Origin of the sequence: Aneurinibacillus aneurinilyticus ATCC 12856, from assembly GCF_000466385.1 — a bacterium.
In the GTDB taxonomy this organism is placed as follows: domain Bacteria; phylum Bacillota; class Bacilli; order Aneurinibacillales; family Aneurinibacillaceae; genus Aneurinibacillus; species Aneurinibacillus aneurinilyticus.
This window is the reverse complement of record NZ_KE952665.1, coordinates 14,673-35,471: the sequence shown is the minus strand read 5'-3', so window position 1 is coordinate 35,471 and position 20,799 is coordinate 14,673. Positions and strand designations below refer to the sequence as shown.

At 44.8% G+C, this 20,799-nt stretch carries 21 protein-coding genes; 4 read left to right on the top strand and 17 right to left on the bottom strand.

The window, feature by feature from the left end; all coding sequences use genetic code 11:
• Positions 1–68: 68 nt before the first annotated feature.
• The 5 genes from HMPREF0083_RS01025 to surE all read right to left on the bottom strand — a co-directional run bounded on the left by HMPREF0083_RS01025 (position 69) and on the right by surE (position 4,740).
• A complete protein-coding gene (locus tag HMPREF0083_RS01025) occupies positions 69–1,448 on the bottom strand; it encodes a hemolysin family protein (RefSeq protein WP_021619058.1) in 1,380 nt (459 codons plus the stop codon).
• Positions 1,449–1,605: 157 nt separating this feature from the next.
• Positions 1,606–2,286, bottom strand: a complete 681-nt coding sequence (locus tag HMPREF0083_RS01020; RefSeq protein ID WP_021619057.1) for a zinc metallopeptidase — start codon at positions 2,284–2,286, stop codon at positions 1,606–1,608.
• 61 nt (positions 2,287–2,347) lie between these two features.
• The gene (locus HMPREF0083_RS01015) at positions 2,348–2,776 is read right to left on the bottom strand and encodes a MerR family transcriptional regulator (protein WP_021619056.1); all 429 of its coding nucleotides are present in this window, start codon (positions 2,774–2,776) and stop codon (positions 2,348–2,350) included.
• Between the two features lie 90 nt (positions 2,777–2,866).
• Complete coding sequence (locus HMPREF0083_RS01010) at positions 2,867–3,931, bottom strand: hypothetical protein (protein ID WP_021619055.1); 1,065 nt, start codon at positions 3,929–3,931, stop codon at positions 2,867–2,869.
• A 17-nt stretch (positions 3,932–3,948) separates the two neighbouring features.
• A complete protein-coding gene (gene surE, locus HMPREF0083_RS01005; RefSeq protein ID WP_021619054.1) occupies positions 3,949–4,740 on the bottom strand; it encodes a 5'/3'-nucleotidase SurE in 792 nt (263 codons plus the stop codon).
• Positions 4,741–4,993: 253 nt separating this feature from the next.
• On the opposite strand from surE, the gene HMPREF0083_RS01000 reads away from it, so the two are divergent.
• A complete protein-coding gene (locus HMPREF0083_RS01000) occupies positions 4,994–5,446 on the top strand; it encodes an N-acetyltransferase (protein ID WP_021619052.1) in 453 nt (150 codons plus the stop codon).
• 189 nt (positions 5,447–5,635) lie between these two features.
• On the opposite strand, the gene lepB is transcribed toward HMPREF0083_RS01000, so the two are convergent.
• Together lepB and HMPREF0083_RS00990 are read right to left on the bottom strand one after the other, a co-directional pair.
• Positions 5,636–6,142 carry a signal peptidase I gene (lepB, locus tag HMPREF0083_RS00995; RefSeq protein WP_021619051.1) on the bottom strand — a complete coding sequence of 169 codons (507 nt, stop codon included), beginning with the start codon at positions 6,140–6,142 and terminating at the stop codon, positions 5,636–5,638.
• Between the two features lie 90 nt (positions 6,143–6,232).
• On the bottom strand, positions 6,233–6,550 hold the full coding sequence (locus HMPREF0083_RS00990) for a 2Fe-2S iron-sulfur cluster-binding protein (protein WP_021619050.1): 318 nt from the start codon (positions 6,548–6,550) through the stop codon (positions 6,233–6,235).
• Between the two features lie 167 nt (positions 6,551–6,717).
• Here HMPREF0083_RS00990 and HMPREF0083_RS00985 point away from each other — a divergent pair, with 167 nt between their 5' ends.
• Both HMPREF0083_RS00985 and HMPREF0083_RS00980 read left to right on the top strand, forming a co-directional pair.
• Positions 6,718–7,524 (top strand): aspartate dehydrogenase, encoded by an 807-nt coding sequence (locus HMPREF0083_RS00985; protein WP_245191298.1) that lies wholly within the window; start codon positions 6,718–6,720, stop codon positions 7,522–7,524.
• 189 nt (positions 7,525–7,713) lie between these two features.
• On the top strand, positions 7,714–9,408 hold the full coding sequence (locus HMPREF0083_RS00980) for a methyl-accepting chemotaxis protein (protein WP_021619048.1): 1,695 nt from the start codon (positions 7,714–7,716) through the stop codon (positions 9,406–9,408).
• Between the two features lie 148 nt (positions 9,409–9,556).
• On the opposite strand, the gene HMPREF0083_RS00975 is transcribed toward HMPREF0083_RS00980, so the two are convergent.
• The 8 genes from HMPREF0083_RS00975 to HMPREF0083_RS00940 form a co-directional block, all read right to left on the bottom strand.
• Positions 9,557–10,078, bottom strand: coding sequence for a RidA family protein (locus HMPREF0083_RS00975; RefSeq protein WP_021619046.1), 522 nt, complete (start codon positions 10,076–10,078; stop codon positions 9,557–9,559).
• A 1-nt stretch (position 10,079) separates the two neighbouring features.
• On the bottom strand, positions 10,080–10,358 hold the full coding sequence (locus HMPREF0083_RS00970) for a DUF1450 domain-containing protein (RefSeq protein WP_021619045.1): 279 nt from the start codon (positions 10,356–10,358) through the stop codon (positions 10,080–10,082).
• Positions 10,359–10,385: 27 nt separating this feature from the next.
• A complete protein-coding gene (locus HMPREF0083_RS00965; RefSeq protein WP_021619044.1) occupies positions 10,386–11,063 on the bottom strand; it encodes a GntR family transcriptional regulator in 678 nt (225 codons plus the stop codon).
• A 234-nt stretch (positions 11,064–11,297) separates the two neighbouring features.
• Positions 11,298–12,773, bottom strand: coding sequence for an MFS transporter (locus HMPREF0083_RS00960; protein ID WP_021619043.1), 1,476 nt, complete (start codon positions 12,771–12,773; stop codon positions 11,298–11,300).
• A 41-nt stretch (positions 12,774–12,814) separates the two neighbouring features.
• Positions 12,815–13,288: a GlcG/HbpS family heme-binding protein gene (locus HMPREF0083_RS00955; protein WP_021619042.1), complete on the bottom strand. Its 474-nt coding sequence runs from the start codon at positions 13,286–13,288 to the stop codon at positions 12,815–12,817.
• 66 nt (positions 13,289–13,354) lie between these two features.
• Positions 13,355–14,812, bottom strand: a complete 1,458-nt coding sequence (locus HMPREF0083_RS00950; RefSeq protein WP_021619041.1) for an aldehyde dehydrogenase family protein — start codon at positions 14,810–14,812, stop codon at positions 13,355–13,357.
• 99 nt (positions 14,813–14,911) lie between these two features.
• Positions 14,912–15,622 carry an iron-containing redox enzyme family protein gene (locus HMPREF0083_RS00945; RefSeq protein WP_021619040.1) on the bottom strand — a complete coding sequence of 237 codons (711 nt, stop codon included), beginning with the start codon at positions 15,620–15,622 and terminating at the stop codon, positions 14,912–14,914.
• A gap of 214 nt (positions 15,623–15,836) precedes the next feature.
• On the bottom strand, positions 15,837–16,592 hold the full coding sequence (locus HMPREF0083_RS00940; protein WP_021619039.1) for a creatininase family protein: 756 nt from the start codon (positions 16,590–16,592) through the stop codon (positions 15,837–15,839).
• A 187-nt stretch (positions 16,593–16,779) separates the two neighbouring features.
• Between HMPREF0083_RS00940 and yyaC the strand changes: the two genes are divergently transcribed.
• Positions 16,780–17,346, top strand: coding sequence for a spore protease YyaC (gene yyaC, locus HMPREF0083_RS00935; protein WP_051354491.1), 567 nt, complete (start codon positions 16,780–16,782; stop codon positions 17,344–17,346).
• Between the two features lie 31 nt (positions 17,347–17,377).
• Here yyaC and HMPREF0083_RS00930 read toward each other — a convergent pair whose 3' ends face one another.
• Both HMPREF0083_RS00930 and HMPREF0083_RS00925 read right to left on the bottom strand, forming a co-directional pair.
• Positions 17,378–18,808: a hypothetical protein gene (locus tag HMPREF0083_RS00930; RefSeq protein WP_021619037.1), complete on the bottom strand. Its 1,431-nt coding sequence runs from the start codon at positions 18,806–18,808 to the stop codon at positions 17,378–17,380.
• Positions 18,809–19,111: 303 nt separating this feature from the next.
• Entirely contained in the window at positions 19,112–20,602 is a 1,491-nt protein-coding gene (locus HMPREF0083_RS00925; protein WP_021619036.1) for an aldehyde dehydrogenase family protein, read from the bottom strand.
• Positions 20,603–20,799: the final 197 nt, after the last annotated feature.

Here is a 20,799-nt window from a genome sequence, read left to right as displayed (position 1 = left end):
TTTTTCAAGCAAAATAAAAAGCCTGAGTCCGATGAAATTTCGAACTCAGGTTGCATAGACACTTTTCTTTATTCCTTCACTTCGCTGGCATACAATTCTTCCCCAACATCTCCGTGTTGCTGCTTCGTGGCCTCTTCTTCAGCCTTATCCAGTTTACGCAACATCAAACGGACAATACGCAGATGGTCAACCTCAATGACCTTAAACTCATAGCCATGCGAATAAACAACCTGCCCTACCTGTGGCGGAAACTCCACCTGCGAGAACACCCATCCGCCGATTGTATCATAATCGTCGGAGTTAATATCCAATCCGAAACGATCATTCACTTCTTCAATCAACAAGCGGCCGTCTACAGAATATGTTGTATCCGCTTTCTGCTCAATATGCGGTCTCTCTTCGTCAAATTCATCCTGGATTTCTCCAACGATCTCTTCCAGAATATCTTCCACGGTTACAAGCCCCGCCGTCCCACCATATTCATCGATAACAATAGCCATCTGAGAGCGGTTGCGCTGCATTTGCTTCAGCAAATCGCTAATATGAATCGATTCAGGAACACGTTCTACCGGACGAATGATAGAGTTCAAATCGTTCTTCTTATCGCTCATGTACAATCGGTATATGTCCTTAATATGGACGAAACCGATAATGTTATCCTTATCTCCCGCCGCTACCGGATAACGCGTGTGCATTTCCTCCATAATGACCTTGAATGTCTCCTCAAAGTCATCATCCTGAAACACACAAACCATATCGGTACGGGGAATCATAATTTCACGGGCATTGCGCTCCGCGAATTCAAACACATTGTCCACAAGCGTTAGCTCCGTCTGATCAATTAAACCGCTTTTGTGGCTTTGCTGCATCAAAATTCGGATTTCCTCCTCAGTATGGGCCGAATCATGATCAGTTGTCGGTTGAATGCCGACAAAACGCAGAAAGAAAAATGCCGTTCGGTTCAATGCCCAGATAAACGGATACATAATTTTGTGGAACAAAATCAGCGGTCCCGCTGTCCACAATGTCGTCGTCTCCGCTTTTTGAATGGCCATGGATTTCGGGGCCAGTTCCCCCAATACAATGTGGAGAAACGTAATTGTCGCAAATGCGATAATGAAAGAGAGCGTATGGGTAAGCGTCTCCGGTACATGCAAGGCATGCATAATCGGTCCAAGCAATTCCGCGATAGCTGGCTCTCCAATCCATCCAAGTCCTAGCGAGGCAAGTGTAATACCCAGCTGGGTCGCCGACAGATACGCATCCAGATTATCCGTCAGTGTCTTTGCCAGATTGGCGCGCTTGTTTCCTTCCATCACAAGTTGATTAATTCTAGTGCTTCGGACTTTCACGATCGCAAATTCTGCTGCCACAAAAAAACCATTTAGAAAGACCAGAAGAAAAACGGCAGCAAGGTAAAGTAAGGCAGACAGTGGGTCAGTACTCAACTAGACTCTGTCACTCTCAAGAATGACAGATACACCTCCTTTGTTACAGCAAAAAATATAGAACACGTACATCTACCCATATAATTTATTTATACCACATGACGGACAATTTATAAATGGGCCGCGCGCATTGCACACAGCCCATCCGTATCTGCTGTTAGTCTTCTTTATTAGACGTGAAAATCCAGATGTATTCAAGTAATTGCATTACGGCCACCAGCGTGGAAGCTACATATGTGAGCGCAGCTGCACCCAGCACTTTATCCACCCCTCTTTTTTCATCCCTTGCAACAAAGCCTTCCGCAAGCATAAGACGCTTCGCACGCGAGCTTGCATTAAACTCCACTGGAAGCGTGATCAGTTGGAACGCTACAGCTACAGAGAAGAAAATAATCCCAATAAGCAACAGGTTGGTCATCTTAAAGAATACACCTGCCAGCAAAAGAAACGGGGCAATTCCGGACGTTAAATTCACGGCAGGAAACATACGATGGCGCAGCACAAGCATGCTGTACCCTTCCTTATGCTGAATCGCGTGACCGACCTCGTGTGCTGCAACAGAAATGGAAGAAATCGAATTACCGTAATATACTGGCTCTGACAGGCGCACCGCATTAGACATCGGGTCGAAATGGTCCGTCAATGTTCCCGGAACCGGTTCGACAGGCACATGATGTAGACCATTATCGTCAAGAATTCGGCGTGCTACCTCTGCTCCACTCATTCCAGATTGCGCCGGAACTTGCGAAAATTTGTTGAAGTTGCCCTTTACTTTAAATTGTGCCCAGATCGTCAGCGCAAATGCCGCCAAGATCAAGGGAGTTATCCATGTAAACATCAAGACTTTCCTGCCTCCTTTATTTATCTGTTTAAATGAGTCTCTGCTTACTTATTTATTCTTAAAACGGCGCATCGCCAAGCAGTAGCATAAGCGTCTGTAAAAGCGAACCGCTCTGTACCGACAACTGCCGTGCAACCAAGCGTGCCTGCTTTTCATCCAGCGTTTTTAAATACATCTTCAATTCTTGCACGCGTTCTTCGAGCCTACGCATGTCACCCTGGATTTCTTGTACATGCTGTACAACTTCAATCGCTTCTCGCTTTATGCCACCCGCCTGCCATCCAGCCATCTGTTCCTTAATTTCTTCGAGCGAAAACTTCCGCCGCTTCAGGCTTTCAATGAATCTTAGGCGTTCCAGCGTATCCTCCGGATAAAGACGATAATTCGCTTCCGAGCGACGTGCAATTAACAGTCCCAGGTTCGTATAGTAATCAATGGTACGCTTGCTTACCTGCGCCTGTGCCGCTACTTCTCCTATACGATACAACTTCCCATCGGTTTCACTTCCTTTCCCTTACCTCAATTTTACCACAATACCGACAAACCAGACAGTCGAACGTGATGGTTAATGTGCCAGTTATGCGCGGTAAGGATTATGTCGATGCGGATATTCATCTGCAAATGCCTGATCCAATCTGAAGAGCGACGTTTCCCTCCATTCTATATGAACAAGCGTACCGTTCTCATAGCCTGCAATCGGGATATATCCGCTCTCAAGCGGTGTCTCTTCCTCAAGGTATTGATATTCGGTTAATGCCATCAATGTCGTAGCCAGCGGATTGGCTTCCAATTCGCTTAAATTCACCACTTGATATACATCAAGCAACTGCGGTGTCATCGTTACCACGAGCAGGTGTGTCTCTTCATCCGCTCGATTCTTTCCGATTTTCTCCCCAATCCACAGCAAAAGCTTCGCTTCACGCGCCTGAGGATTCGGATGACGTCGCATCATCCAGAATGCACGAAATATCGTGCTCATAACAAGCTCCCGGGCTCCTTCTTCACCAAATCGATTCTCCATTAATCGATAATCAAAATAAAACGAAAACCCTTTCTCACGCAAGCGAGATAATTCCAGCTTTTCTCCATAAATGGTCGTCTCGGGCATTTCATCGGCCTCTTCCTTCGTCGGATCATACCGATAAGCTGCAAGCATAAGTTCCACGGCCCGCTCCGTTTCCTGATCGGAAAAAGAAATTGCTTCCGAATACAAATGCATAATTCCCGCTTCCACATCCGCCAAATAATGTACCCAAATGCGTTCCTGTTCAAGGAAACGAACCGCTAAATAACGGTCCGTACTCTTCGTTATTTGAAAGGAAAGCGGATAACCGAGCGGATCTTCCGGATCGGTTACAACCCATAGCACTGCAATCCAATTGTCTTTATGACGTGAAAAATCAAGATACACTTCCGCTTCCGCCTGCTCGCCAAAGCTATCAATATCCTCATATATGATACATACCTCTACATCGCCCTCGGCAGTTAATCTGGGAAAATAACGCATACCGTCTTCCTGTACCGTTGTGTATATATCCTGAAAAGATAATTGGTTCAGCGTATTTCCAAGCGTATCGCTACCTAAAGACGCACGATTGGGAGGCAAAGGGATGGACGGCTTTATTATTTTCCATTCTTCCATTACATTTCCGCCTTTCTCTACTCTTCTTCAAGCAAGTTCTTCTTAATCACTTTCCATTCTTCCATCTTTTTAAAGAATGTATAGTCCGTCGAATCGATTTGGATAGGCGTCATCGTAATATACTTGTTTCGAATCATGTGGTAATCCTTGTTGTTGATTTTTTTCAGCTCCCCATATTCACGATCCAGCCAATACTCCGGCACTCCTGATACTCCCGGTCGTTCATCAATGCGATCGCGGTAATGATGAATATCAAGCCCAGTTACTACCACACCACGCAATTCAGCGCTTTTGATATGCGGAACATTGATGTTAATTAGCACATCGACTGGAATATCATGAATTTTAATTTCTTCCCAAATTGGACGTACAAGCTTCTCCACTTCACCGAAATCATCCTTATGGAAATGATTCTCATACGATACCGCTATCGCTGGCACTTCATAAATGACCGCCTCACGCGCAGCGCTTACAGTTCCCGAATAATAAATGTCTTTACCAAGATTGAGCCCTGCATTAATTCCTGATATCACCAAATCCGGACGTTCCCGCAAAATGACGTTAATCGCCATTTTCACACAGTCAGCAGGGGTTCCATTTACGGCCCATGCTTGTATATGTTTCATTCCATGAAAATCCACTCGTTTAACCGTTAGACCTTCCCGCACCGTAATTCTCTGGCCTTCTGCGCTTCGTTCTGTATCAGGCGCTACGACAATAATTTCCGCTAATCCATCAAGCGATTTCACCAGTTTATGAATACCCAGTGCATGAATACCATCATCGTTTGTTACCACTACTTTATACATTGTACATAATCCTCCACATCGATGTTTTTCTTTCTATACATTGTACTCGTTCATTTGTGAAAAAGCACGAAAATACAACCCATTCTTTGAAAGCGCTTCGCTTGTTTCCTATTCGTTCTTTGTTCACAAATTGTTTAGAAACAGCATTTGCGGCGCATGCAAAATCCATGTATATTGAGTGAGGAATCATTTTCAAGCAATCCATACAAACATGAAAAAGGCGCAGCAAAAACATGGATAGAAAGGAAGTATCATGAAGATTTTGCGAGAATTCGAACGTGTTTTCGAGACGCATCGTATCCCATACCATTTAGAGCAAAAAGAAGAGCACCATTATCTTTATCGTACAGAGGAAGAGATGCGGGACGCTGGTATGACGCCCAACAACGTGATGCTTGATTTGTTCTTTGATCATAAGAATGAAGCCATGTTTCTTGGCATGATTCGCGTTCCCCACAAGCTGCGCGGTAAAAACATCGGGGCCGATATTGTAACGATTATGAAAGAATTCGCGAAGGAACACCACTGGGTCATTATTTTGGAAAGTGCACCGGAAAATCTCCTGTTCTGGCAAAAGATGCATTTCTCAAGTTTCATGTACGAGACATACGGCTTCTGGATGATGGGCTACGGTGCAAAAAGCAAACTGATTTTCAAAGTAAAGTGGACACAGATGAAAAAAAACTTGTATGCAGAAGCATTCTAGATAACCATTTTTTCAAGCGATCAAAAAAGTCGCCATGTGCAAACGAGGAAACTCATTCTCCCGCACACGGCGACATAGCCTATCTATATAAAAATCATTTAACGTAGTAACAAAAACCCAGGTGGTTGAAAGGAGAAAATTCTCCAAGTATTGAGGTAGGGGTATTACTGCTCGTTAAAGCGGGACAAATTATTGAATCCGTTCCAGTTTTCTGAATGGATAAAAGATGAACTCCGCCCGGCCAACAATGTTTCTCTGGGAGATAAAACCGATTTCACGGCTGTCCATACTTCGGTTTCGGTTATCACCCATAACAAAATAAGAAGCAGGCGGCACTTTAATTTTTTCGAATTCACCTAGCGTTACTTCATTAATGTATGGCTCGTCCACTATCTTTCCATTTCGGTACAGCGTACCATTCGTAAGTTCTAACTCATCGCCTCCCACCCCAATAATCCGCTTAATGTAGTCCTCCCTATCATTAGCATGCAATACGATTACATCTCCGTAGCCTGGGCTCTTCATATGATAAACCCATTTATTCACTACAATACGTTCATGATCTTCCAAGGTCGGATACATGGAGGTGCCTTCTACTACATACGGAGCAAAAAAGAAAATACGTATCACAACAATCCCCATGACAAGAGCCAAAAACCACCTGCTCCACTGCACGATTCCTGTATTTTTTTCCACCGTTCCGCATCCCCCTGCGTTGATTTATTTACTTCTATTTTCCCTATTTTTAGGTTATCTGTACAGGGGGATAGGTTGTCGAATAAAGAGTTATTTTGCAGCGGCTTTACGTTTCGGACGGATCGGGTTCTCTTCCCAGTTCAATTCTACATCTCCATTAACAAACGTTTGGCATGCAAGCCGATACCCTTGAGCAATCAGGTCTTCACCCAATCTCTCGACTTCCTTCTTGCTTACTTTGCTCAAGTTCTGTGCTCCATCATCAATTTTTACAACGCATGTACCGCAAATGCCGCCCCCGCATTTATAGGGAATACCACCTTCGTAACGAATCGACATGCGCAATAGATTTGATTCTTTAGAAACCTCTAATTTTTTGCCACTAGTTTTGAAATCAATTTTTTGCATCCTCTGTTCCCTGCCTTTCGTATTCTAATTATTCCAACTATATCATACATACTTCACTTTTGGTATACAATATACTAAAATTTAATATTTTACAATTTGAACTAGTATTATTCACACTTTTTTTATATACTTTTGGTATACAAAATACAATTAGGTAGGTGAAAAGATTGAATGCGATTAAAATCGGAATTATCGGCCTTGGTACTATCGGACATGCTGTCGCGTCATATAGCATGGAACGCTATGCTGAACAGATCGAAGTAAAAGCCGCACTTGTCCGCAATGAATCCCGGGATTATCGTCTGCCTGCTTCCTGCCTTATTACATCAGATGAGGACGCGTTCTTTGCCGAGGATATGGATATTATTGTAGAAGCAGCCGGACATACAGCCGTAAAAACATACGGGGTGCGCGCGCTCCGTCACGCTTCCTTCATCGTGGCAAGCATCGGGGCACTAGCCGAAGCAAATGTATTGAAAGAATTACGGGCTACTGCAGCACAATACCATACTCAACTGCTCGTTCCTTCCGCTGCTATCGGTGGATTGGACCGTATTTGTGCCATGACTCTTGAAGAAATCGATCGTATCGAACTGATTACGCGTAAGCCTCCAGTCGCCTGGTATGGCACATTCGCGGAAGAAAAGGTAGAACTTTCTGCCGTATCTGAACCAACTCTCATTTTTAACGGAACGGCTAACGAATCGGCGTTGCTTTTTCCCGAAAGTGTCAATGTATCCGCAGCCTTGAGTCTGGCAGGAATCGGATTTGAAAATACACATGTCCAAGTATATGTGGACCCTACCATTACACGGAATACACATCAAATTATTGTCGAAGGATTCGCCGGAAGAATTAAACTATCCCTACAAAACACCCCTTCAGCACACAATCCAAAAACAGGATACATTGTCGCAATGAGTATTGTTAAAGTGTTACGCCAGTATACGAATCCTTTTGTGATAGGCGTATAAACTTTTATCTATGAACATAGACATAGAAAAGAGAAGAACCTCCAGAAAATTTTGGAGGTTTTTCTCTTTTCTATCGTCAAATTAATACTTTTCAGCTAAAATAAATAAAACTAAAGTATTTTCAAAACTATTATAATAGTCACATATTTCTTTGTGCGAGTAAGTAAATTTTAGAAAGGGGAGCATAGTATGATGCGCATGTCGATCCAGAAGAAATTGTTTTACGGATTTCTTGCTGTCCTGCTGCTATCTGGCATCGCCACAGGAATTGCTAGTTATCAACTTTCAGTAGTTGATCGAATTTATCAGCAAGTAGTCAATGATCGTATGGAGAAAATGATACTAGTGAAAGAATTGACCACTCTAGCCAATGAACAATCGGCAACCCTGCGCGAATATTTGCTGACGGGTGATGAAGGAAGCTTAAAATACTATGAAGCAGCCAAAAATGAATACATAAAAATCAGCGGGAAACTCGGTTCTACCACCAGTCAGGCCGACAATAAAAACCAGCTCAGCCAATTGAATCAACTCCAAACCTCCTACAACGATACAGCCTACCAAATTATTTTCTATAAGCAGCAAAACAACCAGCAAGAATACTTACGCTTAATACAAGAAAAAGAAAAAGTAACAAGCAGACAATTCCTCACCAAGGCCAAAGAGTTCGGGCTAATGCAGCAGGAACTTCTACAGAAGAGCATCGCCGAAACCACCAAGCGTGTAACGATTATTAAGATGACGATTTTCACTATTTGCTTGCTTGCGCTTGCCGGAAGCTGTGTTATCGCTATGTATATCAGCCGCCTTATTTTCATTCCGGTACGTGCACTAACAGCTAATGCACGGGAAATCGCAGCCGGTATCCTATCGGGACCGGATGTGATAGTCAAAAACAAAGATGAGCTGGGTGAAATGTCGCAAACATTTAACCTAATGAAGCAAAACATTCGAACGCTCATTCAGAAATCCGATAGTACAGCAAAGCATGTAGCCGCCTCCTCCAAAGACCTGTACGTTAGTGCGGAGCAAACGGCAGAAATCGCCACCCAGGTCGCTTCTACTATTCAAGAGGTAGCCAGCGGCGCTGAGCGACAGGCCAAAGGCATGAGCGAAAGCAAGCATGCAATCAGTGAAAATGCACAGGCTGTGCAACGAATAGCCAAGGCAACCTCTATGGTATCCGGTTCAGCATCAGATGTACTTGAGGAGGCTCGTCAAGGGCAAGAGGTTATTACAAGAGCCATACAGCAAATGCAAAGCATTCAAAAATCCGTTAAAGAATCGTCTGATAGTATCCATGCCTTAGGAGAAAGCTCACAGGAAATCTGCAATATTGCGCAAGTAATTCAGCAAATTGCCGATCAAACGAATCTACTTGCATTAAATGCAGCTATTGAAGCCGCACGGGCAGGTGAACACGGCAAAGGCTTTGCCGTCGTTGCCGACGAAGTACGAAAACTGGCCGAACAGTCCCGACAATCGACAGAACATATTGCCGCACGTATCACCCAGATTCAACAGCGTACAGAACAGGCAATACAAGCGATGGACTATGGAACCAACGAAGCAGAAGCTGGCACGGTCATTGTGGATGAAGCAGGTAGTGCGTTTACGCGTATCTTCACACTCGTTCAGCAGGTGGCAGAAGAGGTTCAGGAGGTTTCCGTCAGCGCAGAGCAAATCTCGGCCAGTACATTTCAGATGACGTCCTCTTTGGAACAATTGCTCCTTGTCTCGGAATCAATTGCCAATGGAACACAGGGGGTAGCAGCAGCAGCCCAGGAACAATTGGCCTCTATCGAAGAAGTTAGCACTGCAGCCGATTCGCTTAGTAGACTTTCTCATGAACTACAGACTGAAATTAGCCAGTTTAAAACATAGAAGAAAAATATGTGGGGTGCTGTCGTTCATCCTTTTTTGCCTGCCAACTGCACGATTTGCAAAAACATCTATTTTCTTATACGACAAAAAAGCTAGGGGCTTTGTATAAACAAAGCACTAGCTTTTGTATTTTGTATACCATATAAAATTAAAATGATCCATTGCCTTTTACTCCTTCACATACGTGTAAAGAGTTCGAACGCGGCGAAGATGGCAAGGAAACGAGAAGATCGATCTGTACCGGCTGGCCCGGAGGTAGTGGAACAGGTGCAATTGTACATATTTCACAATCGCCTGCCTCACCGAATACTTCTCGCATAATATCCGTTGTTTCCTTTGTTACCTGTCTCCAATCTTCTTTCGTCCCAATACCGTTAATATAATAAACCATTTTAATAATATGGTCGACTATATCTAAATCCTCAACAATGCGCTTTAGCATACTTAACTGATTTGCAAGACTGCGGCGTGCGCACGCTTCTAACCATTTCGTGGATAATTGCTTACCAATAATATGGCCTTCATGGAATAGATTGCTAGGACAATGCACCTGAATTCCGCTAACATATACATGATATTTGTCAGTCGTTGACGTAATGTACGATTTGGTAATATCCGGACAATCCGTCAGTTCGATACCATAAAGCGCCAGCCTTTTTTCAATGTGCATCTCATATCGCCTTCCTGGCCATAGCCGCCGCTGTTTGTTTTTCCAGCTCTTTTTTAAACCGTTGAAAAAATTCCTCCGCATCAAGGGACGTTACATACTTTTTATCGATTAGTGCATAGGGACTCATCTTGCAAGCAACGCAAATTCCTCCGCATTTCATCTCTACCAGATGCACTGTATCCTCAGACACATGCTCCTTCACGAACGCAAGAGCATGCCGTGAAGAGGCATGGCGGTTTACGTTGTTCTGGCAAAATTCCACTTTAATTTTGTTGCTCATTGTATACCCTCCCTTATCAACGATTCGCTATGACTCCATTTGCAGCGCTTCAAGATACGCTGCCTTTGAATTGGCAATATGGATTTTCGCCAGATGTTCGGCCAATTCACTGTCCCCATGCTGTACTGCAAGCGCAATAGCGCGATGCTCTTCAAGCGACTTGCGTAACCTGCCTGGCACTTCCTGTCCAACTGTTGCGAATGCCTGAATATATTCAAGCAGACTGTGTAGCATTTCATATAAACGCGGGCTTCTCGCCAGCTTATAGATCGTTTCGTTCACATCGACGTGTAAATCAGTAAGATGCTTCGTATCCAAATCCGTTCGCTCCAATAATTTATCAATTTCTTTAATCTGGTCGGCAAGCTGAATCTTTTCTTCCTCTGTTACTTTGTTGGCGGCCAGCTTAACTGAAAGGCTTTCCAGCGAGGATAAAATCGTAAAAATTTCAATAATTTCTTCTGTGGTCATTTTCGAGACAACCACACCTTTGCGGGGGAGTGTTTTTACGAAGCCTTGAGATTCTAAGCGAAAAAGCGCTTCGCGAATCGGTGTGCGACTAATATTAAGTTTATCTGCCAACTCACGCTCCACAATTCGCTCACCTGCCACCAATTCGCCGTTCAAAATCATTTCTTTAATATAGCGATACACTTTATCCCGTATAGGGCTTAATTCTTCTTTTGCCCATGTGTCAGCTTGCATACAATATTCCTCCTTGTATCTCTTTCCTCTAAGCTTACTGGATGCTGTGCAAATTCACAACCTTATGGCAAGAACGCAGCACCATAAAGCAAGGAAGAACTGATAACAAGGGTACCGTTTTACGGCTTCCACATGGATGAGCGGGAGCATCAAAAGTCCGCTGCCATAGCCTAGCATACCGGCTCGAAAAAAACGTTAAACATCTGTTCATCCCCCATGATGTCCCCCCATTTTTTACTTTGCTTGCAGGGCCCGCCTCCGCAGTGCAAGCCGTAAAAATAAAATGCCAAGCAAGCAGAATGCAAATGATATCATAAATACGGTTCGCAGACCTGAGACTACATAAGGCGCATAAGCTACTTCTTTTGTTGCCATCCATCTTGAAATGGAGCCAGGAAATGCATAATCCAAAAGGGCAATGCCCATTGCCGTTCCGATTACCAATCCCAAATTGCGTACCAGTGCCACTAGCCCTCCGACAGCGCCAAGATTGCTTTTATCAACACTTCCCATAATTAAACTATAATTCGGTGATGTAACCATTCCCATCCCAGCACCAAGGCCAAGCAGACCAAGGGCGAGCAGGCTTACTGGCGTTTGATTGCCAATGGAACATAGGAAAATAAGCGATCCAGACATGAAGATAAGTCCTATCATAGTAATTCTTGACGACCCGTGCTTATCGGATAGCGAGCCACTAATCGGTCCCATAATTCCTAACGCAACCGGATACATCATAATCATCATGCCGGCCTGCGTCGGAGCAAAATGCCGCACTCCTAGCAAATAGAACGGAAGGGTCACTTGTGTAGCAAACACAGCGATGAACGTAGTCAATCCAACAAACATACCGGCCAAAACCGTCGGTTTTGCAAATAAGGATACATTAATGAACGGCTCCCGCTTTCGTCTAACGCGCCTACCAAGCCAACAGTATAATCCAGCAAGCGCCAGCAGGCTGAGAGCGAATGTGAACATAATACCATACGAGGTCCATCCCCATGCATTTCCGTTAGAAATACTAAAGATAAATGCGACGATACCAACTGCGAACAATATCCCGCCGACCCAATCCGGCGTATGTGCAGCTCCCGGCGGATCGGCTGGAATATAGCGGAACGCAAGAAGGGTGGCAATGACCAGCACCGGTACATGTATAAGAAATAGCCAGTGCCAATTCAGCCAATCCATAATCAGTCCGCCAATCATCGGACCGCTTAATGCCCCAAGGGCAACCGCAGTGCTCACGAATCCAAGTGCCCGTCCACGTGATTCAGCGGGAAAGTAGCGACTAACGAGTCCGATATTCGTCGCCTGAAACATAGCGGCGCCGAATGCTTGAATAACCCGAAGCAAAAGCAGGCCATATATCGTATTTGCAAATAAAGTCAGGAGCGAACTAAGGCCGAAAATAATATACCCTATATTGTGTATTCTTCTGTTTCCAAACCGATCTCCCCATTTTCCCATCATCGGCAGAAGGGCGGCGATAACGAGCAGATAACCGGAAGCAACCCACTGCATAAGGGAGATATCCTGTTGAAAGGTAGCAGAAAGCCCCGGTAGTGCAATGTTGACAATCCCTGCTGTCAGATGGGAAACAAAGGCCCCCAGGCAAATTGCCAGCAACATGCGATTTAATTCCGCCGCTCGTGCACCGGTCCGCTGAGGGGGAACCACGCCATGCGGTTTGACCAACGGCTGTGCCATCCGTACCGCCTCTTTGTACCGGAGAAGATTTTCTTCTTCCGTTATTTTTTGATATCAGCCTGTACCAGAACTTCGAATTCATTACCCAGATAATTCTGTAGTGCTTCGAGTGCGGCGACACCAACCGCTGTATCCTGCTCACCATTTCCTCCGCTGACGCCAACTCCGCCTATGACCTCTCCGTTCACTACTATAGGAAAGCCTCCGACAAAAATAGCGAACTTGCCCGGAATCATCTGTTGAATACCGAAAGCTTCACCTCCGACGGCTGCCGGTCCTCCTTCTTTATTAAATAAGTGTGTGGAACGCTTATGTCCGGATGCTGTGAACGCTTTGGCCAGCGATATTTCTACCCCGGTAATACGGGAGCCGTTCATTCTCTCTAGCGCAATCGCATAACCGCCGCCATCCACAATGCAAATCGTCTCCAGCACGCCAATTTCCTCCGCCTTTTTCCGTGCCGCTTCAATCATGACCTTCGCTTCTTCTAGCTCTAACTGTAGCACTTGCCGCATCTCGCATTCTCCCTTCTTTTTTCACTTTATTCGCCCCCTTAACGAGCAGCAATATCCCTTTCCATTTTATCGATATATTGTCTTGGTCTGGACATAAAAGCCTAGCGCATCACGTCCGCTCTCGCGGTAAGTGGCCGTACTGGAATTTTTCATGCCGCCGAATGGCGCATTATATGCAACACCCGTTGTCGGTTTATTGACTTTTACCATACCAGCCTCGATTTGTTCAGTAAATCGGGTTGCTGTACTCTCATCAGATGTACAAATCGCTGCCGCTAATCCATACTCCGTATCATTAGCCAATGCCAGTGCTTCATCAAATGAAGAAACCTTCTGTACACCGATAACCGGACCAAAAATTTCTTCACGCATAATCTTCATCTCCGGGTGCACATCGACGAATATAGCCGGCGATACGTAATAGCCTTTGCCCAAATTTCCTGCCGTTAATTGTTCACCGCCAATAAGAAGCGTGGCTCCTTCTGCCTTGCCACTTTCCACATATGCAAGCACGTTATGCAATTGATTTTCATTAGCGAGCGGTCCCAGCTTGTTTCCTTCATCCAGACCGTTACCGATAGTAAGCTTCTCTGTCGCCTCTACAAGCTGCTTGACATATGTGTCATATATCGCTGCCATCACAAATACACGACTCGTTCCTGTGCATGCTTGCCCTGTTAAGCTGAAGCCTCCGGCAATCGTCATCTGTACCGCTTGCTCTACATTAGCATCATCCATTACAATAAGAGGATTTTTTCCACCTAATTCAAGCTGAAGGCGCGTCCTGAATGAAGCATTTTTATGGATTTGTGCCCCTGCATGTGTAGAACCTGTAAACGTAACTGCATTAATCTCCTTATGCGAAACAAGAATGTCTCCAATTTTCCCTGCGGAACCTGTAATGAAGTTCAGCACACCAGCAGGCAATCCCGCTTCATGCAAACATTCTGCAAGACGCAGTCCGGCAAGCGGTGTATCAGAGGCTGGTTTAAAAATAACTGTATTACCTGTCACCAGAGCAGGGGCAATTTTACGTGCAGGAATCGAAATAGGAAAATTCCATGGTGTAATTACAGAGACAACACCAAGAGGTTCTTGTCTCGTATAGAGCAAGCTTCCGTCATCAGTAGGTAATGTCTGGCCAGCTACATTCAATCCTTCAGAAGCGTAATAGCGTAGCGTTTGCGCTGAGCGTTGCACTTCCATTACCGCTTGCGCCAGCACCTTTCCTTCTTCTCGGGTCAATTCCCGTCCGTATTGCTCGGCTCTTTCTTCCAATAAATCGGCAGCCCTGTAGAGGATGATCGCTTTCTTCGATGGAGGGTACTTCGCCCAATCTTTTTGCGCCTGACGCGCGGCAGCAATAGCCCGCTGTGCATCCGCTGCATCAGAAGCCGGAAATCTCCCTACGCAATCATCAATATTGGCAGGGTTTATGCTTTCAAAATATTGACCCGTAGAAGGCTCCACCCATTGACCATCGATTAAGTTATGATAGATTTTTATGCCTGCAGTTATCGTCACTACATTTCCTCCTTAGCCTGGCAATGTTATATAGTAGCGATAGAGTACAAACAGCCCTCCCTGTACGAGAGAGCCGCTCTTCATATTTTTAATTTTCTGTTATAATGTAGCGTACGGTTTTTCATCTACAAAAGCGCGATAAATACCGTCGATGTACATCCGGCGCATTTCTGTTGCTTTTTGTACCGCCTTCAGGCAACGATCCTGCAACTCCGGGGTATCCGCATATTTCAGGACGATTTGATAGCCACGCTCTCCGTGGATTTCATCAGAAACAATATGCAGGTCGAAGAATTCGATTTCATGGTCAGTAAATCCATACTTCTCACGTAAGGTCGGCGTCTGCTTACGATAAATGCCCGGAACCTGCGATTCGAGGCCAACGATAAGCGCTGCGGTTGCGACAATGAAGTTTTCACGCATAGCCATCGCATAGCACCAGCTCTGCAATCCCAGTGTCGTCGCCAACATGTTATTCGGATTTTCAACCTGCTCGCGCGTCGTGCCGCATACTTCACCAAAGCGGATGAGCAAATCGGTATGACGATCTCCCCCCAGCTCTTCTTCCCACATGTTTTGCAGGAGGAAATCCTTCGCATCCTCATACGGACAATTGGAGTACATATACCCTAGGTAATCTGCGAACGGTCCAACATAGTGATAATGCTGTTCTACCCATTTTGCGAACTGCTCGCGCGTTAATTGTCCTTCAGCCCATGCGTTTGTAAACGGAGCAACCTCACTGCTGTTGCCTTTTACCGCTGCCTCCAGCTTCTCACGAAATACTTCCTTGTCCATTAATTCAGCCATAATTCATTCCTCCTTGTATATTGTATACCAAATTGGCGAAAGAAGTAGAGCTTGTCCTTTTAATCTGTCTCGCTTCTAGTTTAACAGAACATACAGACTCGCTCTTTTAGTATATTGTATACCAAATTTTTTCTTGCTTTTATATTAACACATATAAACAACATGTCAACGAATTTTATTTAAAAATTAGACTTTTCTATAAATTCTTCGTAAACTATTGTGCGTACAGCAAAAAACGGATCTCCTCTTCCAGCCGATCAAGCGCTGTCTCGACAATTTTTTCGCCAAGCTCATAGCTGCCCTGTGTGGCATCTCCGATACATCCATTCTCCGTCATCTCCTCATAACGATAAAATCCCTGAAGCGGATTACCTGGACGCAGATGACGCCAACGGGGATTTTCATTTAATTGTCCCTGCTGCAAACATTCTTTCCTCAGCAATTCTGGTGCCAGATAATACGCTTCAGATACTTCCCGCTCGCAACTATGACCAAACGGTGAGGAAGAAATACGCTCTTTATAAACCTCGCTTGCACTTGCCGTCGTTTTTGCATAATAAATCGTTACATCCAGCTCAACGCTCAACTTCTGACAAGCAATCGATAATGTAGATTGATTGCCTCCATGCGCATTTAACCAGAGAAAGTTCACAATGCCATGATACTTTAATGAGGAGGTAATATCCCTTAGCAGGCTTACCATCGTTTCCGGCTGCAGCGAAATGGTGCCTGGAAAGTTCATATGGTGTGGCGATACGCCCATTGTGACTGCGGGAGCGACGACAGTGAGCGGATGAAGCCGTGCAGCCAGTCTGTCTGCCATTTTCTTCGCTAGAACAGCATCGCAGCTTTCTACCATATGCGGTCCATGCTGCTCATGCGCTCCAATCGGTACAATCGCTAGTCTTGCCCGCTCCAATGCCTCCTTAATTTCTGGCCAGGTCATTTGCTGTAAATCATATATATTCACAAATATGCCTCCCTATCTCATTGTTTTTTTATTTTTTATATTGTATATTGTATACCATAATTTAAAGAATAAGTAGAATTTATTTGTCAATTTATCAAATCAGAGGTATATAGTTTATGACTGGCAGCACAAAGTGAACTTTATGTGATGTGGTATACTATAAAAAAACATATTTGGAGAGATAGATGTGATTATACAAATGCATTATAAAGAAAGAAACGCCGCTGTCCATTTATGTAACAGCCTGACACTTCTATTCAGGACAGCCGGAGAAAGACCTCTTGTATTCGTCTGCATCGGAACCATTAAAGCGAGCGGTGATGCGCTTGGACCGATGATAGGCACATTGCTTCAGGACAGCGAGCTTAAAAATACACATATTTACGGCACAATTAAGGAGCCAGTACACGCCTTGAATCTACAGGATACGATGCAGGAAATCTATGAAAAATATACTGATCCGTTTATTGTGGCAATTGACGCTTCCCTTGGCCACCTACACCATATCGGCTACATTCAATTGGTAGAAGGGCCCCTTTTTCCCGGCAACAGCATGAAAAAGTCACTTCCTCAAATAGGCGATATTCATATCAAAGGCATTGTAAATACAACTGGTCCTTACAACTATATGATGCTGCAAAATGCGAATGAAAAGTCGGTACGCAATATGGCTAAAACAATCGCTACAGCCTTATTTAATGCATCGGCACTCATCGAAAAGAACGTCAAAAAAGCCGCTGACCATGTGGTGTAATCCACTATCCAACGGCTTTTCGTCTGCTTACTCACCAAATAACAACAGCAAGTATGGTAGCAAGGATAAGTCCGATCATAACGGGCAAAAAGTTCTTTCGTGCCAGTTCAATCGGGGAAACACCGACGAACGCAGCAACAGCAATGAGCGATGACCACGCGATAAACGTACCGCCTCCAGACCAAATGGAGCCCATCTGCCCCACTGCTGCCAGCATCGACGTATCGATGCCTGTCCCGTGTGATAACGCGCCGGCAAGAGCTCCGGTAATTGGCAGACCGGCAAATCCGGAGCCGTCAATCCCGCACACAATGCCTACAAGCAGCACGCCGAAGGCGGCGATAAACTCATTGCTTGGGATATAAGCCTGCATCCCTTCTACAATATCGAACAGAAACCCTGGTGCCCCTTCACCGAATACAGCAGTAGAATGCTCCTGTCCACCTAGAAAGAAGAAGGCAGCAATCGGAATGATAGATCCCATAATTTTAATGGCAAAGCCAAACCCTTCAGTCAGCCGCTCTCCGATTTCTTCGAATGCCTCTCCCCTGTGCCTAACAATTGTTGCCACAAGCATAATAATGGCTGCAGTTCCTCCGATTAATGCCCCAGCATCTCCACCTTTAATATCAAACATACTCATCGCGACAATATCAAGCAGAAACATGACGATAGTAAAGATAGCGAAAAAAGTTGCGGTGACCCCTGATTCTTTTTGGGGCATAAACTCTAGCGTAGCAGCGGCTTCTGCCTCGCCTTCTTCAAAATACTTCTCGTCCAATTCATCCAGCTGCCCTTGCCCTTTCGGCTTCTTAATCGTTTTAGCGATACGGACATATGAGATAATACTTGCTACGCCACCAACAATTAACGTGAGTATAATTGATTTTATCCATATTGCTTCCGACAATTGAGGCATCCCGGCTGCCTTTGCAGACAGTGCTGGTGCTACCTGCATCAATGCATCGGCTGACAGTGCCATTCCTTGTCCTGCCAGCGTAATTGCGATAGCAATACCCATTGGTGGCAATCCGACCCGCAGCGCAACTGGTATTAATACAGCTGCAACCAACGGAACGGCTGGTGTGGGCCAGAATGCGGTAGATAACAATGCCGTAGCTATGAATAAAATCCAGTAAGCCGCATGTCCATTTACCATAATTCTCTGGATGGGCGCAATCATCTTTCGATCAGCACCAAGCTCTTTGAGTGCATTCAACATTCCCACCATGAACGCAATAAGCAAAATAATGCTGAATAGTTCTTTTGCCGCCATGATGTTTGCGTTGTAAATCGCAGCCAATCCTGCTATAATTCCTTCGCCGAATCCTCCTTTATACGCCCAACCCAGCAGAAAGGTAGTAACGAGTGAAGGAATAATAACTCCTTTGCGAAAAAGCATCGCCATCACGACGGTGATAGCACCTAACGCATAAATGATATGCGCTATATCCCAGTCCATGCATACCCCTCCTTGCCTAGTTATCCCTTTTATTGTTAATACTCTCTTTAGACTAAATATTCTGTTATATTAACCGGCTTACATGCGCTCTACATACAAGGTTTCATGAAATACACCTCCCTTCATCAAGGTATATTGTATACCATTTATTGAAGTCTAACACATTATTTATTGTAATAATAGTACTTTTTAAAATAATCTAACAACTAATCCTTGCTATACTTTCATGGAAAAAGGGAGCAGAATACCTTGCGGTGCTTCTGCTCCCTTATCTCCTATCTTATGACAAAGCTACTGATTACTCTAACGAATATTTATCCATACACTCTTTACTTCCGTATACAATTCAAGTGCGTAGCTGCCCATTTCGCGTCCTATACCACTTTGCTTATATCCGCCAAACGGGGAAGCTGCATCAAACACATTATAACAATTGACCCAAACCGTACCTGCCCTGATACGATCTGCAATTCTATGGGCTTTGGAAACATCCTGTGTCCATACGCCTGCAGCAAGTCCATATGTCGTACGGTTGGCCCGTTCGACTAAATCATCTATATCTTCGAACGGCATTGCCGCCAATACCGGCCCGAAAATTTCTTCCTGGGCAATCGTCATATCATCCGTTACTTCAGAGAATACCGTTGGTGTGACGAAATACCCCTGCTCCAGCGCCTCCTCTTCCCGTACAGCGCTAATGATTTGTGCACCTTCTTTTTTACCAATGTCAATGTAATCCGTAACGCGGCTAAACTGTTCAGAAGATACGAGCGGTCCCATTTCTGTATCCGATAATAATCCGTTGCCCACTTTAATCTTCTGAGCATGGGACACCATATCGCTCAACACATTATCATATACTTTTTTGTGCACATACAGGCGTGAGCCTGCGCAGCATACTTGCCCCTGGTTGAAGAAAATCCCGCTTAGCGCTCCCGGAATCGCCCGTGACATATCCGCATCTGGTAGAATAATATTCGGCGACTTACCACCCAACTCCAAGGAAATCTTCTTCAACGTTCCCGCTGCTTTTTGCATAATCAGGCGTCCGATTTCCGTAGAGCCCGTAAACGCAATTTTGTCTACGTCATAATGCTCGACAAGCGGCTGGCCTGCCATCTCGCCGAATCCTGTTACAATGTTCACTACCCCTTCCGGGAATCCGGCTTCCATAATAAGCTCACCCAGGCGAATCGCCGATAGGGGAGTCTGTTCCGCTGGCTTTAACACGACTGTATTGCCGCAGGCAAGAGCCGCTCCCAGCTTCCATGCCGCCATCAGGAGCGGAAAATTCCATGGAATGATTTGACCGACTACACCGACTGGCTCCCGTTTCGTATAGTTGAAATAATTAGGAACGGAGACTGGAATAGTCTGCCCATAAATCTTCGTTGCCCAGCCCGCATAGTAACGGAAATGGTCCACCGTCAGCGGCACATCCGCATTTGACGTCTCTCGAATCGGTTTTCCATTGTCAAGCGTTTCTAATTGAGCCAGTTCCTCCGCATTTTGTTCAATCAAATCGGCCAAACGATACAAAAGCTGTCCGCGTTGCGACGGACTTACCTTGCTCCAAGGGCCGTTGAGAGCCGCTCTCGCTGCCTTTACCGCTTTGTCAATATCCTCTGCGTCGCCCTCGGCGACATGGCACAGTACTTCCTTCGTTGCCGGGTTTACCGTGGCAAACGTTTTACCGTTTGCAGCTTCCACCCATTGGCCATTAATTAATAATTTTTTCGGTTCCTTGAGGAATTTTTCAACATTCGGATGTAACGATGGAGAAGCCAGCTGCATGAACAAATGCCTCCTTTTATTTTTGGAATCTCAATCCACCAATTACTATATATGAAAACGCTAGCAAAATAAATATTTTTTCTAAAAATAATCAGAATATTTTTTCGATGATATACAACAAAAACCGACATGTTAACATGCCGGTTTTCTATATACATTTGACTTGATAAATCGACACATTTTTGTGGCGAGAGGTA

Excerpts from the sequence above, each read along its gene's own strand:
- HMPREF0083_RS01020 (WP_021619057.1), bottom strand. The coding sequence starts at position 2,286 with ATGTTTACATGGATAACTCCCTTGATCTTGGCGGCATTTGCGCTGACG.
- HMPREF0083_RS01010 (WP_021619055.1), bottom strand. The coding sequence starts at position 3,931 with ATGGAAGAATGGAAAATAATAAAGCCGTCCATCCCTTTGCCTCCCAAT.
- surE (WP_021619054.1), bottom strand. The coding sequence starts at position 4,740 with ATGTATAAAGTAGTGGTAACAAACGATGATGGTATTCATGCACTGGGT.
- HMPREF0083_RS01000 (WP_021619052.1), top strand. The coding sequence starts at position 4,994 with ATGAAGATTTTGCGAGAATTCGAACGTGTTTTCGAGACGCATCGTATC.
- HMPREF0083_RS00990 (WP_021619050.1), bottom strand. The coding sequence starts at position 6,550 with ATGCAAAAAATTGATTTCAAAACTAGTGGCAAAAAATTAGAGGTTTCT.
- HMPREF0083_RS00980 (WP_021619048.1), top strand. The coding sequence starts at position 7,714 with ATGATGCGCATGTCGATCCAGAAGAAATTGTTTTACGGATTTCTTGCT.
- HMPREF0083_RS00975 (WP_021619046.1), bottom strand. The coding sequence starts at position 10,078 with ATGCACATTGAAAAAAGGCTGGCGCTTTATGGTATCGAACTGACGGAT.
- HMPREF0083_RS00970 (WP_021619045.1), bottom strand. The coding sequence starts at position 10,358 with ATGAGCAACAAAATTAAAGTGGAATTTTGCCAGAACAACGTAAACCGC.
- HMPREF0083_RS00965 (WP_021619044.1), bottom strand. The coding sequence starts at position 11,063 with ATGCAAGCTGACACATGGGCAAAAGAAGAATTAAGCCCTATACGGGAT.
- HMPREF0083_RS00960 (WP_021619043.1), bottom strand. The coding sequence starts at position 12,773 with ATGGCACAGCCGTTGGTCAAACCGCATGGCGTGGTTCCCCCTCAGCGG.
- HMPREF0083_RS00955 (WP_021619042.1), bottom strand. The coding sequence starts at position 13,288 with ATGCGGCAAGTGCTACAGTTAGAGCTAGAAGAAGCGAAGGTCATGATT.
- HMPREF0083_RS00945 (WP_021619040.1), bottom strand. The coding sequence starts at position 15,622 with ATGGCTGAATTAATGGACAAGGAAGTATTTCGTGAGAAGCTGGAGGCA.
- HMPREF0083_RS00930 (WP_021619037.1), bottom strand. The coding sequence starts at position 18,808 with ATGGACTGGGATATAGCGCATATCATTTATGCGTTAGGTGCTATCACC.
- HMPREF0083_RS00925 (WP_021619036.1), bottom strand. The coding sequence starts at position 20,602 with ATGCAGCTGGCTTCTCCATCGTTACATCCGAATGTTGAAAAATTCCTC.